This is a genomic window from Blautia sp. AF26-2 (assembly GCF_003460955.1).
Taxonomy (GTDB): Bacteria; Bacillota; Clostridia; order Lachnospirales; family Lachnospiraceae; genus Fusicatenibacter; species Fusicatenibacter saccharivorans.
Genome location: NZ_QTWD01000007.1, coordinates 232,745 through 251,556, shown reverse-complemented (window position 1 = coordinate 251,556; position 18,812 = coordinate 232,745). Strand labels below are relative to the sequence as shown.

Sequence of the window (18,812 nt, the reverse complement as noted above, 5' to 3'; positions counted from 1 at the left end):
AGATCGCCGCAAGCGGCAATCCCATCGGGCTAATCAAAAAAGCTATAACCAACAAAATCACACCATTCTGCGGGGAATAGGTAATAATCACAGCCGCGCCAAGCAGAGCAATTACCGTGCTTAGTAGACTAAGCACCAGACTGGATATGTAGATCAGCCCCGTGCAGAGCCAAACAAAAAGCGTCAACACCAAAATGACTGGTGCAGTTATGATCATCAGCAGACATTTCAAAAGGTATACTAATCAGCCCTAAAATACCAATAATTAAAAATACAATACTATAATTTCTATCTTTTTTGAAAGAAGTTTTATTGTTATCAATTTTTTCAACAACGTATCCTGACTTTAACATTTCATCAACTGGAATATCAAATTTCTCACTTATTAGAATAAGTGTATTAATATTTGGAACAGAGACTCCCATTTCCCATCTAGACACCGCCTGTCTTGTTACTCCTACCATTTCAGCAAATTGTTCCTGAGAAAGCTTGTTATCTTGCCTTATCTTAAGAACTGCCTTTGCAATGTTTTGATTACTATCTTTTACTTTCCTCCTCCTTTTGTTTGATTGTATTATACAGTTGATATACCATTTGGACAAGCAATACAACTTTACATTTTCGCAATTAACTATTGCTTTTTGTTTTTTCATTTATATAAACTTCTTATTTCCATTTTTTCTGTAAATCGGCTTATATATGAAGCAGTCATTTTTAGAGCAAGTTTCGCAATGTAGCACAATAACCCCTTTCCGGGTTCTTGGCGACTTGCAACTTGATGGGGATTTCGTTTCCCCATACCCTCGACCACAATCACAGATATGTGTATTGGTTTCCATTTACATGGTCACAGTGCGATAATTTTTCATCACTTACTTTCCCTGCAGGCCGCAAAATTTGGATTTTCTTATGAAACCACTACCACGAAGAAAGGAAGTTATCAATGACAAGACCTAAGAAAGAGGAAACTCTTGCAAAAACTAAAGATGTGCATTTACGCATGAATGAAACTGAATATGATCTTCTTGCAGAAAGAGCCAAGGCTAACAGCATGACGGTTTCTGATTTTATCCGAAATGCCTTGGTCAACCAGAAAGTCATCATCAAATACGAAATTACCGCAGATGTTCCCGAAATAAAAAAACTTATTAGCGAGTTTGGTAAAATTGGCAGCAACCTAAATCAGATTGCCCGATATTTTAATCAGGGTGGAATCCTCTCTTCTGAAATGAGAAATGAAATCCGAAAGTCTCTCCGGGATATTTATGAAATGAAATATGAAGTGATGAAAATGACAGGTGATTTTCGTGGCAGTAATTAAACATATCGCAAACAAAAACTCTGACTATGGAAAATCGGAACGGTATCTTATCTTCCAGCACAACGAGTATACGCAAAAACCGATTCTTGATGAAGAAGGGCATATGATACTGAGAGAAGAATATTATCTGGACGGTCTGAACTGTGATCCATTCTCTTTTGCATCTGAATGTCAGGAACTGAACAGCTACTATCACAAGAACAAAAACTTCAATGAAATAAAATCCCATCACTATATCATCAGCTTCGACCCAAAAGACAGGGATGAATGTGGATTGACCGGTGAACGTGCCCAGCAACTCGGATTGACTTTTGCAAAGAAAAACTTTCCCGGTCATCAGGCTTTAGTCTGTACTCATACCGACGGTCATAACAAAAGTGGAAACATCCATGTGCATATCGTAATTAACAGTCTCCGTAAATATGACATACCACAAGAACCCTATATGGAATTTGACTGTGAAACAAAAGCCGGATACAAGCACCATCTAAGTGCAGCATACCTTACCCATTTAAAACAGGAAGTTATGGATATGTGTAAAAAAGAAGGACTACATCAGGTTGATCTGCTCACTCCTGCTGAAAGAAAAATCACAGAAAAAGAATATTGGGCACAACGCCGTGGACAGGAAAAGCTCGATGAACTGAATCAGAAAATGAAAGAAGATGGAATCACACCAAAGGAAACACGTTACCAGACAGAAAAACAATTTCTTCGTGACGCTATTGATGATGCTGCAAGCACCGCCCAATCACCAGAGGAATTTTCAAAAATCCTTGATGAAAAATATCACATCATCTTCAAGATCAGTCGAAACCGGTACAGCTATCTTCACCCTGGCAGAAAAAAATATATCACTGGAAGGAATCTTGGAACCAGATACACAGAAGATTTTCTCTTGAAAACATTTGAGGAAAACACGAAATCTCATAGAGAACAGAAAAAAGAAATTCTGGAACAGCAGGCTCCGAATACTTCCACAGATTTACCAACTGTTCCTTTCTCTGATACTTCTGCTATCCCTGCACCATTCATTTTTATAAAATCAGATCTCCGGCTTGTCATAGATCTGCAAACCTGTATTAAAGCACAGCAAAGTGAAGCCTATGCTCAAAAAGTAAAGCTCACCAATTTGAAGCAGATGGCTCAGACTGTTGCCTACATACAGGAACATGGCTATGATTCTCTTGATGATTTCCATGCAACACTCGATCAGGCATCAGACCAGACCAGTGTTTCCAGAAAATCTTTAAAAGATACTGAACAGCAGCTCAAAAAAGTGAATGAACAGATTCATTTTACCGGACAATATCTGGCATATAAAAATGTGTACGCCGATTATCGTAAGAGCCGAAACAAAGAGAAATTTTATGAAGAACACCGGGCAGAACTTTCTCTGTATGACACAGCCCTCCGAACACTCAAGGAAAAATCTGGTGGGAATAAATTACCTTCCATGAAACCTCTCTATGCTGAAAAGGACCGGCTTGTTGAATTGAGAGAGAGACAGCGTGAAGATTTTTCTAATCACCGGGATTATGAACGTGAGCTTCGCACTGTATCTGCGAATATTGATATGATTCTTGGAAAGAATTGCGGACAGCAACTGCATAATAAAAAAGAGCCAAATTTATAATTCATATTAAAAAGGGACAGATTGCTCCTCTGTCCCTAAAAATATATCTCTATTTTTCTAACTGCTCATACCAATCTTCTGGAAACCCTATATGTCTCAATGATATATCATTCTCATATTCTTCTATAATAGCTTTTAATTCTATCAAGACTTTGTTAATCCATTCTTTTTTGTCTGAATATAATAATTTTAATACAAGTATTTGTGAAAACAATTTTCTGTTTGGTGATATTTCTAATTCCCTTGGCATTTTAGGTAATGCGGGAAATGACCAATAATACAACCTTGAATAATGTGCGCAGCGGTTTCTCAACTCCGTGATACAGCGTAACCAGCTTTTTAAACAGGCCACTGATGTACCATATAATTCTTTTGCTAAATATTTCTGGTCACCCGACTGTAAATCTGCATAAAAGTAAGACAGCATTCCCATTGAAAAAAATTCAACAATAACCCATATAGGAAAATTTCCGCCATACTTTTCTTTATGATGCTGAACTACTGATGTACTTTTATTTTCCTCTATACATACATTTAACAGTTTCACGAACTTTTCATGATTGTGCCTATCATTGTAAATAGCCCCATCCATATATCCTAAAGCCCCATGAACATGTCCACTGTAATAAGCTAATTGCGTTCTTAAATATAATTCAACTTTTTCTATATAATTAAATAATACACCACGCAATCTACTGTCAAATTCATAGATTCTTTGAATTCTGTGAAAGTTTATATTTGAAAAATACGTCCCATCCTTTTTTCTAAACGGAAGGAAATAAGCAGACAATCTATAATAGTTCGCCTGTTTTAAAAATCCGATACATTCTGTATCATTATCTATAATAAAACCCTTTTCTTTAATAATTTCAACTTGTTGAGCAAAGGTTTTCGGTTGTTTCATTACCTGTACAATTGCTTCATTATTTTTCAACTTTTCATTTTTAGTTTCACTTGTATTCACCATTATTTCTCCAAAAATAAAAATGTCTCCCCATGGGACACATCACTTGCGTGAGAGGTGCGGGGAGTCCTGTTAATATTATGATATGATATTTGAGAGAAAAAATCAACCATTTTTTATATTTTACCATCAAAAATTCCGGCAAATTTTTTTTACTTCTTCTTTCTTTCCATCTCTTCTTCCATCGCCTTCTGTTGCTGTGGCTGTCCTTTTCCTTGACTGGCTATCTTCTTCTGATGATTACGGAGTCGTTTCAGTACCGATCTTCGTGGAGCATTTTTATCTTTTTTCCTTGGAATGTTGTTCATCAGTCCATCAATCATATTGTAGTTGGTTTCTTCTGCCATCTCTGCACTGCGAAGATATTCTCCATTATCCATGACCTTCTGCCAGTTTGCCAGCTCTGGTTTCTTCTTTTGTGTTTCTCCAGATTGTTGCTGTCTGATCTGGGATTGTGCCTGCATTTCCTGTTGTTTTTGCTGTGCCTGCTCTGCCTGTTGCTGCATGAAGTTCTGGATGTTCCGTCTGGCTTCTTCATCAAAGCCATTGTAACAGTCATTCATGACTACGGCACCTTCCTCACTGAGAATCACATAGGCTGCTCTTGTTCCATACTCCTCATGCTCCATCAGAAACCATTTCTTCTCGTTCATCAGGATGTAATCCTGTGCAAGCCATGTTCCTTTCTTTCCTTCGATTTCGTACCCGGTTGTATCAATGGAAAGTCTGGTATCGGAAGAACTTTTGATTGTGAGAAATTCTGGAATGATGATAAAACCATCTTTGTTGACATAGTAAGCTGTGGTTTTTCCATCGTCGGTGATGACGATCACATCACTGCAACCAATGGAATGACCTTTGAAGTTCTTCGGTCGCTGCTTCTGTAAACGGAGTTTAATATCAGCCGGAGTTTCCCCCGGCTGGATTCTTCCAATATACACCTGCTGATAGTTTTCTACCTGGACTGTTCTTCCTTCGCTTTTCAGTTTCTCGTAAGAACGGAAACGGACATCCCGGTACTCTGGGGTATCTTTTACCTGATATACTGCACACTGACTTGTATTCATTCTTCATCCTCCTCTTCCAGTTCCATTTTATATTCTTCCAGATCCATAAGAAAAACCTCATATCCTTCATCGCTCATGCAGAACAGTTTTCTTATGGTATTGCAGACAAGCCCGATCATATCTGCATCGCCTTTCAGAAAAGGAATGATATGATCGATTGCCTCCATCGTGTCATTTCTGTTTCCTTTATCAAACATTGCTGTTACTAAACATTCATCCGCATCAAAGTTCATCGCCAAATCCATCATAATTCCACTTCTCCCTTCTTATGTGTCTTGGATTTCTCCGTTGTCTTATTCTGCTCCTGTGCTTTTGCCCTTGCCTGAAAATCTTTTAAAGACTGCAGCACGGATTTTTTCAGTTCTCCTTTTCCACCCTTTGCAGGCTCTTTGTTTTGTTCCCGGTTTGGTTCTACTGATACAGATTCTTTCTTGACTAATGCTTCTGGAACTTCCTGTTTCACTTCCACAGTCTGTTCTGCTTCCTGCACTTTTCCATGTTTCTCATTCAGATACTTTTCCATGTCTGTGATTGCTTTCTGCACCAGAGGGCTTTCTTTATAGTGTGGAATCATATCTATCAAATCCCGGTCTATCCTGTCTGCACTCATCAGTTCATAATCCCCGGAATAATCTTCATCGCCATCTTGCAGATCAAATCCGATTCCTTTAATCCCATGCAGTCTCTCTGCTGGGATACTCTCATATATTTTAATGGCTTCTTCTAAAGTGAGGTTATTATGGTATTCTCCCATGACCGGAAACTCCATGCACTCTGCGACATAAAAACTGATTGTGGCTTCTGGCTGTTCCTGCTTCGGCTGTTTGTCAAAGATAGAAAGTCGCTCTGTATCCTCCAGACGGGAAAGTAAAGAACGGGCAGTTATAACATCGCTGTCTATATCGGATTCCTCGGATGCCTCAAGCAGCCAGTCTTTGATAGCTTCTGTTTTCTTATTCAAAATATCCTCTGTGATTTTCTCCACCTGTTCTTCCCTGTTCTCAACGGTATCTTTATATTCGTAAGTGTCATATTCATAGCTGAAATTATCTAAATCCACCGCCAGCTTTTTAATCTCCTGCTGATCAAGGTGAGCATCTGCTTCCTTCATATATTCTGCCAGAGTGATTCTTTCTTCTGCGATAGGATTGATGTCCACCTTAATACCTGCCATTGCTATACCATGAGCATTTAATTCATTGAAGAAACTGTCTTCACGGATATTGCCACGATAAGAAAGCACCACATCAAGGTCAGAATCTTCCCGGTAAAGGTCTTGTCTGCTTCTGGAACCATACACTCTTGCAGCAAGCAGCTCTACCTCCCGTTCCATTCCCATATCTTCTAATACTGCCTGTGCATGATACAGAACCCCTCTTTCTACTTCTGCCCTGCTCAGACTATTTAATGCCAGTTCATTTCTTCCAATCTCAGAAGTCGCACGAAGTTCCCCCTCCTGCAATAAATCTTTAGAGTGCTGGATCGTCATTTCTTCAAATTCTTTATAATCTACTTTGACACATTCCATATCATTCATTCTTTCACTTTTAAGGATTTCATAAGCAGCTTCCTGAATGGATGCGTCTGGATTATCGTAATCACCACCCTGGATTTCATGCAGATCAGAGTCATAAAAAATAAACGAATATCCTTCTTCTGTTGCCTGTATGGTCAGATACCCTTTACTCCTGGTAAACTGCATTGCGATTCCTTCATAGGTTTGCATTGCTTCTTCCCTGCGAAATCCTTCAAAAATACTTGCCGGGCAGTTCTTTTCTAATTGTATCCGCTGCATCTGTTCTTCCTGAACTTCTTCCACATCTGCCATCAGTTCTTCATAATCCACTACTTTTGCATCTTCCAGTGAGTACCCTTTATCTTCTAAAATATCACTGGCAGCTTCATCTACATAGATTGTCGGATTGTCATAGATTCCTCCATCATCCTCCTGATAATCTTCATTATAAAATGTATAGTCATAGCCATCTTCTGCGGTCTGGATTGTAAAGTATTGTTTTCCGATCTGATATGCGATCTGTACCTCATTCCAGTCCAGCATATTTTCCATTTTATTTACCGCTTCATATATTTCCGGATTCAGCCATCCTCCGATCTGTTCATACGCATGGGTCATCTGATCTATCCCGTTTTCACACCGGATAAAATCCATGCTTTCCTGCATTGTTTCCGTATTCTGGATACCAAGCACTTTTTCCTGATGATTTGGCAGACGTAAATATTCCTGCATCGCTTCATCCAGTGATTCATACCGGTTTACTTTTACTACACCCTTTGCATTTACATCTTCCATCACATAAAAATTATCAATGTAATGGATCTCTGGCATTTTTAACTTTATGCCTTCCGGCAGCTGCACCTCACTGACTGCATGGAAATTAAACCGGACATCCGTTCCAGATTCATTTTTTCCTGCCATCGTTTCTTCCCAAGTATCTTTCTGTACTGCCTGTATTTCTTCGATTGTAAGTGTCTGTCCACTCCGCAGGGTTACAACAGAATCTTTCGGGAATTCCGTCAAGTCATAAAGTGTTGTTCCATTTTCCTGCAAATATTCTGAAACTGCTTCCAATGCTCCTGCGTCAAACCCGTTCCATAAGTCCTCCGCTACAAGCTGTCCATTTTCTGCTACGATAATGCCTGCCACATCGGAGCCAAATTCATCCTGTTCCATTAAGAAAAACTTCTCCCCGGCATATTCCTTTTCATCAACCGTATGCCATGTTCCGTTATGTCCTTCTGCTTCATACCCTCTTGTCTCTGCCGTGATCGTCACTTCGTTTTCTCCTATCGCCTGTTCTATCCTCTGCATCCGAATCTCAGCTCTTGCCATGTCGATAAACCCATCTAAAACTGCCGGGTGGCTTTCGATCACATAATCCAGATTCAGATTTCTGCCCCGGCTGATATTTTCCGGAACTTCGATATGCTCCGCCCAGTCTTTGTTCTGTCTGGAGAATCTTCCATCATGGGAAAGTTCCTGGATGGTATTTGCCATAACAAAATTCATACGTTCTTCCCCAAAGCGTTCCACGACTTCTTTTGCTGCATTCTGCTTTAAGTGCAGCCCGTCAAAATTCTCCCGGATAGCTTCTTCGATTGCTTTCTTGCAGTCCAGGTTTAACTTTCTCGAATCCAGATAAGCATCCACATCCCGTTCTCCCATTGCCTGTTCCAATGTTCCTTTATAAACTGGCGGATATGCCCTAACGGAATTATGTTCCAGTATGTTCATTCTCTGCTGGACAAACTCCGGAAGTTCCTGAAATCCAAAAGAATCTACATAATAGGCTGTAATCTCTGCACCCCTGTTTATCACGATCACATCACTTACCGATAAAGAATGACCACGGAAATCTTCCGGTCGGTCAATGTTAAAGCGTTCAAATATATTTTCTAACGTGATTGTTGGCATCCATGGTGCTGCATAAACCATCCGGTAATCCTTTCCGTCAATGGTATATCCCAGACTCTTTGCGGATTCCATTCCCATAAACTGATAAGTATGCTCATCCCCACTATCCATCTGATAAATGGCAAACCTTCCGCTTTCTCCATGCAGAAGAAGTGTCTCATCAATCTTTTCTGCACTCTGCTGTTCCAGTGCTTCCTGTTTTGTAGCAGATATTTCTCTTTCTTTCTGCACTTCCCATTCTGTTTCTGTGATTCCAAAGATACCGTCATATCCAAGAATTGCATCTTCTGTGTCTACAAGTGTTGATTCTGCCAGCTGTGGATTCTCTTGATTTCCATGTAACACATAAATTTCTGCCCCTCCACGGTACAATTCATATGCACGGTCTTTCGTAAGCGGAAGCATATGGTCTAACTGGATTCCTGCCTCGTGCATTTCTGTAAAACCAACCATGCCATCCGGGAAATTGTCAATCTGTGCCTGTATTTCATTCATAAGGCTTCTCGTATATTCACTTCCCGGTCTGCGGATTGCAGTCATCATACGGTTCACCAGTCCAAGCACTTCGTCTTTATCATCCATCTTATATGCAAAATTCACAATAAGATTTCTCTGGGAATCTGTGAAATCTCCCGTATTGGCAGCTTCTGCTGTTTCAATCAGACGGTGGGCATACTGCATGGCTGTTTCTTCTGCAATTTCCGGCTCTTTCGCTGGGAAGTTCGCCCTTGCTGCCTGGATCACTTCATACACCAGCTTTGAACCGGCTTCATCGTAAGATTCCCTCATATCCCATACCAGGTCATTCAGTCTTTCCACCTGTCCAGGGAAGGTTTCTGCATATTCATTTACAAATTCCTTTTCATTTTCCGAAAAAATATTTCTTGGAAACTCTGCTTTTTGCACCAGCATCTCTGCCTGATCTTTCGGAGAAAGGTCAGAAAAATAAGTAACGCCTGTGTCAGCATCATATTCCACATCATAAAAATCAATCGGATAGTTCTCTCCGTGCCCACTGCTGTCATAGAGTGGTGTGACGGCAGCACCTTTTTCTTCCAGAAAACTTTCCAGTGGTTTCTCATTTTCCTCTATCTCACCACTTTCCAGAAGGCAGATGTATTCCCCCACATTCTGCTCTAACTGTTCCCTGCTCATGTTTTCGATCAGATCATAAGTAAACTCGGAACCCATACTGCCTGAAAGATGCAGAATTAAATCTTCCTTACGAAAAGTATCCCGAACTGGTCTTTCCATTTCCAGCTCGTGCATCTGTGTCTCGATATTCTCAATGACTTCCGCAGACGTTTTCCGGATGGTATCCATAGATGCCCGGAGTGCTTTCATATCCTTGCTTTCACACCAGCTGGCAATATAGGTAAAAGAGTATTCGGAAGTATCCAGACCAAAGTGGTTGCAGACAATATAGGCAATACTTTCTGCTTCCACTTCTTTGGTTATCCGGTCTTTTAAAATCCCTTCCGCATCCATTACCTCCCGGTCATGCAGCAATGCATGGCTTACTTCGTGTACTCCGGTTTTCATGGTCTGGAGATTACTCATATCTTCCTGAATTGCGATATACTTTTCTGTCTGATGATAATACCCCTTTGCTTCCCCTTCTATTTCCATCATGCGGATTGGCACAGGGGAAATGTTCTGCAATGCTTCCATAAACGTGTCATAAAACTGTACACTCCCGGTAAGTTCCGGTACTTCCAACTCTACAATCGGCTCTCCCTCTGTCTGGCTGACATCAAATACCGTTGTCACACGAAACCTTGGAATGACCATCTCCACGATCTCTGTTTCCGGCTGACCGTCATCCCCGATCACCGGCTCTTTTGTTACAGGGTCAATCTTTTCAATCTCCTGTTTCTCACGGATGGGTGCCGGTGCGATGATCTGGATTCCTTTTTCCCCTCTCTTTACATGGCGGTTAAATTTCTTCTGCCACGCCTGATACCCTGCCACCAGAGTAGCCTCCGGTTTCTGCATGGTGATCAGAAGGGTGTTATTAAAACTGTAATTATGGAACTTGGACATGGTATTCAAATATTCCGTATATCGTTCCGAAGTAAAAATCTCCTTTACGCCCTGTTCCAGCCGTTCCGATATTTCCTTTAACTGTTTCTCTATATTATTTGCCATAAACAAACCCTCCATTTTATGTCCCCGCCAGAGAAAACTCTGACGGGAAATCTTTTATAACTCCTGTTCGTGTTTTTTCTTTGCAGTTTTCTGTACAGGTGGCTGTTCCGCTGTATTCTGCTGTGCCTTCTCCTGCTTTAAGCGTTCCAGAATAGATGGCTTATGGATTCTGTCTGCTGTTTCCGGAAGTTCTTTTTCTTCTACAGCATCCCTGCTATCTGTGCTACTTCCTTCTCTGCCAATATCCTCATCTGCCATAATCGTCTCATTGCCCTTTTCATCCATGTTCAGCAACGCATTTAACTCGGATAACCGTTCCATCTTTTCATTCAGCTCTGCTTCTTTCGGGAATGGTTTCTTTACCTCTTCCTGTGCAGTCGCAAGCTGCTGTTGTACGGTTTCCAATTTCTGCTCACTTTCCGTCAGCTTCCTGTCAATGGAAAAAAGGGTGTTATGGATACGCTGCATATTTCCTACCGGGTCTTTTCCGATCTCCAGCTTATAAGAACATTTCCCTTTGACCGTCAGTTCAAATGCATTGGAGAACATATTGTAGGAAGCAGATAACGTAAACCCATGATATTCCCCGACCTTTCCACCGGTGCTAACGGTTTTTAGTCCTGCACAGGCAGCGATCAATGCCTCGCCTGCTTCTTTCTTATCTTCATAAAGGACATTTCCTACTGTCATGGCAAACGTGTCATTATCCTGTAAATCCACGCTTTTTACTACCTGGGAATCTATCTGCATCCCGGCAATCCGCTCTTTCAATGCACTGATCTGTACCGGGAAATTCTTTGCAATATCGGATTCCAGACGGTAAATCTGACTGGTATGGTTTGTCTTTAAGAGTTTCAGTTTACTCACCTGCACATCCAGATCCATTTTTTCCTTAATGTACGGATTGCCTGTAGCAAGTGCCTTGATCTCTGCATAGGACAGTGCCGTATCATCCACATCTTCACAGGCCCTGACCGGGGATTTACTGGTCATGATCTGACTGATGAACTTCTGCTTATTCTCCAAAATCTGCCACATATACGCATCAAAAGTGTTCTCCGTCACATACCGGAATATCTTTACTTTGTCATTCTGGTTTCCCTGTCTTAAAATACGTCCTTCCTGCTGTTCCAGATCAGACGGCTTCCACGGACAGTCAAGGTGATGCAGAGCAATAAGCCTGTCTTGCACGTTGGTACCAGCACCGAGTTTCGGTGTAGAACCCATGAGGATTCTCACCTGTCCGGCCCGCACCTTTGCAAACAGTTCCGCTTTCTTCGCCTCCGTGTTATATTCATGGATAAAAGCAATCTCTTCTTTCGGGATTCCTCTGGCAACCAGCTTCTCCCTCACATCATCGTAAACATTGAAACTGCCATCCCCTTTTGGTGTGGACAGGTCACAGAAGATCAGCTGGGTTGTCCGGTCTGTCTTTCCCTCATCCCATACCTGAAAAGCATTTTCCACACAGGTATTGACCTTGCTTTTTTCGGCATCCGGGAGAAGTTCATTCAACAGTCTCTGGTCAAGGGCACATTTTCTTCCATCATTCGTGATTTTCAGCATGTTGTCCTCGGTCGGATTTACTAAGCCTGCCCTTACACTTTCGGCACGTTCTGAAAATGCACTGACCATTTCCTGCTGTTCTTCACTTGGCTTCAAGACTTCATTGATAAACTCTGCTTCCGGCACTGGAAGGTTCAGCATATCAGAAGTCTGAATATCTGCAGCTTCCTTAAAAATGGAGATCAGCTCCGGAAGATTAAAAAAACGGGCAAACCGTGTTTTTGCACGATAGCCCGTTCCTTCCGGTGATAATTCGATTGCGGTTACTGTCTCTCCAAAGGTTGCCGCCCAGGAATCAAAATGTCCCATACCCATACGCATGAGTGTGTCATACTGGAGATAACGCATGATAGTGTAAAGCTCCGTCATACTGTTCGATACGGGAGTACCTGTAGCAAAGGTGATCCCTCTGCCGCCGGTCAGTTCATCCATGTACCGGCATTTCATAAACATATCCGAACTTTTCTGTGCATCCGTCTGTGAGATTCCCGCCACATTCCGCATTTTTGTATACAAAAAAAGGTTCTTAAAACTATGGCTCTCATCCACAAACAGCCGGTCTACGCCTAACTGCTCAAAAGTTACTACATCATCCTTTCTGGTCTGGTCATTAAGTTTCTTCATCCTCGCCTGCAGACTCTTCTTTGTTTTTTCCAACTGCTTGATAGTATAATTCTGCCCTGCCTGATGTGCTGCTTCTTCAATGGAGAACGTAATATCTGCAATCTGCTGTTCCAGCATGGCAATCTGACGTTCCCTTGAAAGAGGGATTTTCTCAAACTGTGTATGCCCGATGATCACAGCATCGTAATCCCCTGTCGCAATACGGGAACAGAAACGTTTTCGGTTCGCCGGCTCAAAGTCTTTCTTCGTTGCCACCAGGATATTTGCCCCAGGATAAAGTCGTAAGAAATCACTGCCCCACTGCTCGGTCAGATGGTTTGGCACAACATAAAGATTCTTCTGTGAGAGTCCCAGCCGTTTTGATTCCATACCGGCTGCGATCATCTGGAATGTCTTTCCAGCTCCTACGCAATGAGCCAGTAACGTATTATTTCCATACAGCACATGAGCCACTGCGTTTTTCTGATGCGGCATCAGGGTGATCTCCGGATTCATGCCAACAAACTGAATATGGCTTCCATCATATTCCCGTGGACGGATGCTGTTAAATCGTTCATTATAGATCTTACAGAGATCTTCCCGTCGGTGCAGGTCTTTAAATATCCACTCCTTAAATTCCTCTTTGATCAGTTCCTGCTTCTGCTGTGCCAGCATCGTTTCCTTCCGGTTTAATTCCCGGTGTTCTCCATCGGCATCCTGTACCGTGTCATAAATCTTGGTATCCCGGAGGTTTAAGGCATCTTCCAAAAGGCGGTAGGCATTGGCTCTCTGTGTTCCATAAGTGGAAGTGACAAGAGCATTTCCGTAGCTGTCCACATTCTTTCCCATAACATTCCACTGTCCGGTCACTTCGGCATACTGAACTTTGACCTTGCTCCCTACATAATATCTTGGTGTATGGAATGTCTCTGCCATGAACTGTGTGATATAGTTCTCTGAAATCCAGGTTGCTCCAAGTCTTGCCTCAATCTCTGATGCATCCAGATCTTTTGGCTGTACCTGCTCCAAATACTGCACGTTCACCTGATATTCCGGGTGATCTTCTGCAAACTGTTTGGCAATCTGCAGTTTCTCCCTCACATTTCCAGAAAGATATTCGTCCGATGGCTCCCATTTTTCACTGATCGGGTTCTTAAAGATTATCCCTGCCAGTTCTTCGGTAAGCTCCTCTTCTGTTTTCCCGGAAAGCTGTGCCATATAGGAAAGGTCAACGCCTGCCCTCTCACCGATAGAAACCGCAAGTGCTTCACTGGCAGTATCTACAGAAGTTACCGTTTCTGCCCTGCGGATTGTCCTTTTGGTAAAAATATCCGCTTTCCGTTTCAGTTCTCCCTTATCATCCAGAAATTCCAGAGAAGTCAAAAGACAATAGCTGCTGTCCTGGCTAAATGCCCGCTTATTGGCATTACTGCTAAGCAGACCATATTTTGCTGTAAAGGTATCGTATTCTTCATTGAGTTTTCCCTGCAGCTTTGTGATCTGTTCATCGCTTCCCTCTTCCATCTGGCACTGGATCAGTTCATTCGTAACATCACGGATCTTCACCATCCCTTTGACACGTTCCGCTGTCATTGCCGGAAGGTCCATCCAATTCATCACAGAATTTTCCCGGTAATAGACTTCATCATTCACTACGGTATAACTGAAATCCTTTACTTCTGGGTCTGCTGGAATGGACACCACATCTTCTTCCAGTTCGGTGTCGGAAAGTTCCAGTTCCGTAATGGTACCATGTATATGCTTTACAGCTTCCTTTAACTGCTCCTCTAAGGTGATTCCCTCTTTTGGTCTTACGGTTACTTCCTGCTTTCCATACTGGGTACTCTCCGTTGTAAACTCTCCAAGCACCATTTCCGGATGATCTGCAAAATACGCATTGACCGAATATCCTTCGGCAGTTTCCTTCAGATGTATCCAGTCCGGTTCCTCGATGGAAGCCCTGTCTCTTTTCTGGAAAAATAAAATATCGGAAACAACACCTGTATTGGCATTTCTCTGGAACGCATTATTTGGAAGGCGGATCGCCCCTAATAACTCTGCCCGGTTTGCAAAATACTGTCTGACTGCCGGATTTTGTTTATCCATCGTCCCACTGGAAGTCACCACGGCTACCACACCACCGGGACGAACCAAATCAAGGGATTTTGCGATAAAATAATCATGGATCATAAAATGATGCCGGTCATATCTGCGGTCACTGACCTGATATGCTCCAAATGGTACATTCCCGATCACGCAGTCAAAAAAGCTGTCCGGGTAATCTGTTTCCTCAAATCCCTGTATGGCAATCTTATTTTTCTGGTAAAGCTGCCTTGCAATCCTGCCGGAAACCGGGTCAAGCTCCACACCATACATCTTTGCCTTGTTCATACTCTCCGGGATCAGTCCCATAAAGTTACCAACACCACAGGACGGTTCCAGAATATTTCCCTGTTTCAGTCCTATATTTTCCAGTGCTTCATACATGCTTCGGATCACGGTCGGTGATGTATAAAAAGCATTTAAGGTCGATGCTCTTGCTGCACTGTATTCTTCCGGTGATAAGGTATTCTTTAACTCCAGATACTCATTTGTCCAACTACTGTTATTCTCTTCAAATGCCTGCGGGATGCCACCCCAGCCAACATAACGGGATAAAATTTCCTGTTCTTCGGGTGTTGCCAGACGTTCTTCCTGCTCCAGAGTCTGCAATAAATGGATGGCTTCCATATTTGCTTTATACTTTGCTTTCGGACCACCTGCTCCAAGGTCATTATCCTGAATCCGAAAGTTATGCGGTTCTGTTACAATCTCTTCTACTTCCGGTTTTAAATATGGTTGAAATTCTCCCTCATATCCAAACATTTCATTTTCTCCGGGAATATAATTGCGTCCGGTTTCCAGACACCGAAACACATCGGCAGTTGGTGCATTGCTGACTGCATAAAAATCATCATAAGAATACTTTGGGAAATCTTCTGTATGGTAGGTCGATAAATGCAGTTCTGTATTGGAACGGGTCTGTGCAACCAGATCTTTTCCTTCTATTCCTTCCGGCAACATTCCAATCGCTTCAAAATGATACCCCTGATACTCAAAAACACCTTCGTCCCAGGAATCTGCAATCTGTTCTGCAGTCTTTCTATCTTTCTCGCTTTGTGGCTGCTCCACTTCGGTCTGTTCTGATACTTCTACAATATCTTCGTCTGTCAGAGTCTCATCCTGTTCTTTACTTTCTGAAACAGTTTCGTCTGTTTCTTCTACATCCGACATATCTATCTCTGTCGGTTCAGACAATGCCCTTGTATCCAGATAATCAAACATCGACATCTGATGTCCGGACAATCCTACTTCCGTAAAAGATGCTTCTGCTTCCGATGTCGGGAAAATCGTATAGGTTCCTTCTGCATACTGGTGAAGTTCTGAAAGAAGTTCTGTTTTCTGCTGGTAGTTTGTCCCATATGCCTCAAAATCTAATGGCAGAACTGCCAATGCTGCATCCATCATCTGTAACAGTTCTTCTGCCTGCTCTGGATTCTCTAAAACTGCCACCATTTCTTTTCCTGGTTTTTCCCAGAAGAAATCATCCGTAAATGGTCTGTCTATCTCTTCCGGAAGACGGTCATAAAAGCGGAGTACCTTGTTTGCCATCTGTTCCCGTTCATATTCCGGCATACGAGCATAATCTTCTGCCTGCAGGAACTGGTCATTCTTTATCAGATAAGCTACTCTATTTGCAACTTTATTCCAGGATAATAAAACTGACGTATATGGATTTCCATAAGCACCTCTTGCAAGAAACAATCCTTTTCCATCATAATTTGCGTGTGAATCATCGGCACCAGACAGTGCATGACTGCTTCCACCGATCCCATACTGTTCCTTGATAAAACCTGTCCTCGATCTTTCATCCTCATGCAGCAGATAAAAGGAATACGTCCTAAGCCTGCCCTGCGAATACGCTCCACCTCCTGCAAGAAAAACATCAATCTCATCCTGCGTAATGAACATCGGATGGTCTTTCCATGCAAACCCGTCTCTTGCCTGATAAGGGATGACCTCATCCGCAAACTTCTGAAACTGCTTTGAGATATTTATAGGATCATAATGATGGAAACGCATAATGGAATGATTTTCTTCATAGGCTTCTGCCAGTGCATCCAGTCTTTCATTCAGTTCCGAAAGCCACTGTGGATCTTCCAGCTTTTCTTCCAGATAATCCGTGATCTCCGGATAGATACTGTGAAGATGTGGTAAATCCTCCTCATCAAAAACAATCTCGGCTACCCCTTCTGCCATATCCCCTTTCATATAGGCAAGAGCCTGTGCATGTTCTTTTACTGCATTGTTTCTTGCTGCATCCAATACAGACTGCGGTGCATATTCACCCTGGTCTAAAAGCTGATGGATACGTCCGCTGACATCTTCCCATGATAAAAATGCCTTATCTAAAATCTGGTCTGTGACCGTATGCCCCACTGCGATCTGCATCCCGGTTTCATCAAACCAGACCGAATATTCACTTCCATCAATCTGAAAGCCTTTTCCACCTTTGCGGTATTCACGCTTCACAAACTCCGTATATTCCTCCGGGGCCTGTTCGCTCATAAAATTATAGATGATACGAAGTTGACTGCCCGTCCGGTTTCCTCCTGTCCGTAAAATCTCATCGACAACGCTTTCTGGAATCGGGATTTCTCCGGCATAAAGGGCTGCTGCCCTTTCCTCGATCTGCCGTCTTTGTTCATTTGCAGTTGGATATTCGGGCAAAGATAAAGCAGAGGCAATTTCTTCCTCTGCTTTACTCAGTCCATCTTCTCTTGTATCTTCAACTAGCTGTATACCAATTCCGTCAAGATGCTCTCTTCCGCTGTTGCCATCAGTGCGTTCATATGTGCTGTCCAGGCCATCGGGTCTGCTTCCTTGTCCGGTGCCGGATGGTTCTTCAGCAGTTTCTCCATCTGGCTGTCCATCCTCTCCTGTGCTGCCTTCTCGATCTCTGCCAGATGGCTGTTCAGCTTTCCTGTCAGGAACAGGCTCTGATACAGGCTGTTCTTGTGTTCCTTCAGGAATGTCCTCCGAAGCATCCCGTATTTCCCTATTGTCACTTCTTTCTCCTCTACGGTCAGGTTCGGAAACAGGTAATCCCCCTTGCGATGATATGTCAGTTCCATAGTCGGTTCCTCCTTCATTCTCGATATTTTCTTCTTTGTTGTTTTCTACGCCCTTATTTTTATTTTCACGCATTAACGTGTTAAAGTTATTATAATTCCTTTCATTGGAAATTTCAACCTCTTTTCTGGCTTCTTCCAGAGAAATTTTATGTACCGTCCTTCCAATGTCAATCAGAACACTCTCACTGATCTGGCTTGCTGCATTTCCAAGAAAGGTCAGTACAGACAGCCGGTTATAATCTGTGATATGCATGAAGTCCTCTTCTTCCAGAAGTTCCATCGGTTCAAGCCCGCATCGTCTGGAAAGCATGTAATATACACTGTCCGTTGCAAGCTGGCGGAAATCACTGCGGATCGTAACTTCATCCAGATCTTCCAGATACGTTCCTTCCGCTGCATATTCCAAGCCGTCCAGATATTCTTCCAGACTGTCTGCGACCATTTCCCTTGCAACCGCCATCAACGCATCCGATAAAGTCCCTGTATCTTTTTCTTCCAGACCATACGCTTCTGCTAAATGGTTAAGGATCTCTTCCTGCTGATGTTCCTGCATCTGCCACAGGTAAGGGCTTCTTCCGCCTGCCACCATGTGCGTATCTGAAATATCAAACACATACCGGAGTCTGGTATTATGACCATTCTCGTCAAGCAGGGCGATTCCCCTAGCTCCCCGGTTTACCCAGCGGAACATCTTCTCATTCCACAGTTCCAGGGACGCACAGGCGGTTGCCTGTGGATGCTGTGCGTGGATCAGTAACTGGTCTGTAAAAGGATACCGGTATAGTCTCGCTGCGGTATCCATATAACCCATCCAGTCCCTTGGCGAACTGCTCACCAATGTCGCATGTTCCTGTGCCAGTTCCCGGATGTCCTGTAATTTCGACATACTGCCTACCTCCT

At 42.6% G+C, this 18,812-nt stretch carries 9 protein-coding genes; 2 read left to right on the top strand and 7 right to left on the bottom strand.

Annotated features, from left to right (window positions below; translation table 11 throughout):
• Both DWY63_RS11160 and DWY63_RS11155 read right to left on the bottom strand, forming a co-directional pair.
• Positions 1 to 217, bottom strand: a 217-nt coding sequence (locus DWY63_RS11160) for a CD1845 family protein (RefSeq protein WP_117802114.1), incomplete at its 3' end; no start/stop codon positions are given.
• Positions 129 to 653 carry a helix-turn-helix transcriptional regulator gene (locus tag DWY63_RS11155; protein WP_117639749.1) on the bottom strand — a complete coding sequence of 175 codons (525 nt, stop codon included), beginning with the start codon at positions 651 to 653 and terminating at the stop codon, positions 129 to 131. The genes DWY63_RS11155 and DWY63_RS11160, both read right to left, overlap by 89 nt.
• A gap of 290 nt (positions 654 to 943) precedes the next feature.
• On the opposite strand from DWY63_RS11155, the gene DWY63_RS11150 reads away from it, so the two are divergent.
• Together DWY63_RS11150 and DWY63_RS11145 are read left to right on the top strand one after the other, a co-directional pair.
• On the top strand, positions 944 to 1,321 hold the full coding sequence (locus DWY63_RS11150; RefSeq protein WP_117639747.1) for a plasmid mobilization protein: 378 nt from the start codon (positions 944 to 946) through the stop codon (positions 1,319 to 1,321).
• Positions 1,299 to 2,957 carry a relaxase/mobilization nuclease domain-containing protein gene (locus tag DWY63_RS11145; protein ID WP_330415470.1) on the top strand — a complete coding sequence of 553 codons (1,659 nt, stop codon included), beginning with the start codon at positions 1,299 to 1,301 and terminating at the stop codon, positions 2,955 to 2,957. Before DWY63_RS11150 ends, DWY63_RS11145 begins: the two co-directional genes overlap by 23 nt.
• A gap of 49 nt (positions 2,958 to 3,006) precedes the next feature.
• Here DWY63_RS11145 and DWY63_RS11140 read toward each other — a convergent pair whose 3' ends face one another.
• The 5 genes from DWY63_RS11140 to DWY63_RS19120 form a co-directional block, all read right to left on the bottom strand.
• Complete coding sequence (locus DWY63_RS11140) at positions 3,007 to 3,924, bottom strand: Abi family protein (protein ID WP_117639743.1); 918 nt, start codon at positions 3,922 to 3,924, stop codon at positions 3,007 to 3,009.
• A 149-nt stretch (positions 3,925 to 4,073) separates the two neighbouring features.
• Entirely contained in the window at positions 4,074 to 4,988 is a 915-nt protein-coding gene (locus DWY63_RS11135) for a YodL domain-containing protein (RefSeq protein ID WP_117802106.1), read from the bottom strand.
• Positions 4,985 to 5,236: a transposon-transfer assisting family protein gene (locus DWY63_RS11130; protein ID WP_004613327.1), complete on the bottom strand. Its 252-nt coding sequence runs from the start codon at positions 5,234 to 5,236 to the stop codon at positions 4,985 to 4,987. Before DWY63_RS11130 ends, DWY63_RS11135 begins: the two co-directional genes overlap by 4 nt.
• On the bottom strand, positions 5,233 to 10,569 hold the full coding sequence (locus DWY63_RS11125; RefSeq protein ID WP_117802105.1) for a DUF3849 domain-containing protein: 5,337 nt from the start codon (positions 10,567 to 10,569) through the stop codon (positions 5,233 to 5,235). Before DWY63_RS11125 ends, DWY63_RS11130 begins: the two co-directional genes overlap by 4 nt.
• A 54-nt stretch (positions 10,570 to 10,623) precedes the next feature.
• Entirely contained in the window at positions 10,624 to 18,798 is an 8,175-nt protein-coding gene (locus DWY63_RS19120; RefSeq protein ID WP_117802104.1) for a DEAD/DEAH box helicase family protein, read from the bottom strand.
• Positions 18,799 to 18,812 lie beyond the last annotated feature (14 nt).

Excerpts from the sequence above, each read along its gene's own strand:
- DWY63_RS11155 (WP_117639749.1), bottom strand. The coding sequence starts at position 653 with ATGAAAAAACAAAAAGCAATAGTTAATTGCGAAAATGTAAAGTTGTAT.
- DWY63_RS11150 (WP_117639747.1), top strand. The coding sequence starts at position 944 with ATGACAAGACCTAAGAAAGAGGAAACTCTTGCAAAAACTAAAGATGTG.
- DWY63_RS11140 (WP_117639743.1), bottom strand. The coding sequence starts at position 3,924 with ATGGTGAATACAAGTGAAACTAAAAATGAAAAGTTGAAAAATAATGAA.
- DWY63_RS11135 (WP_117802106.1), bottom strand. The coding sequence starts at position 4,988 with ATGAATACAAGTCAGTGTGCAGTATATCAGGTAAAAGATACCCCAGAG.
- DWY63_RS11130 (WP_004613327.1), bottom strand. The coding sequence starts at position 5,236 with ATGATGGATTTGGCGATGAACTTTGATGCGGATGAATGTTTAGTAACA.
- DWY63_RS11125 (WP_117802105.1), bottom strand. The coding sequence starts at position 10,569 with ATGGCAAATAATATAGAGAAACAGTTAAAGGAAATATCGGAACGGCTG.
- DWY63_RS19120 (WP_117802104.1), bottom strand. The coding sequence starts at position 18,798 with ATGTCGAAATTACAGGACATCCGGGAACTGGCACAGGAACATGCGACA.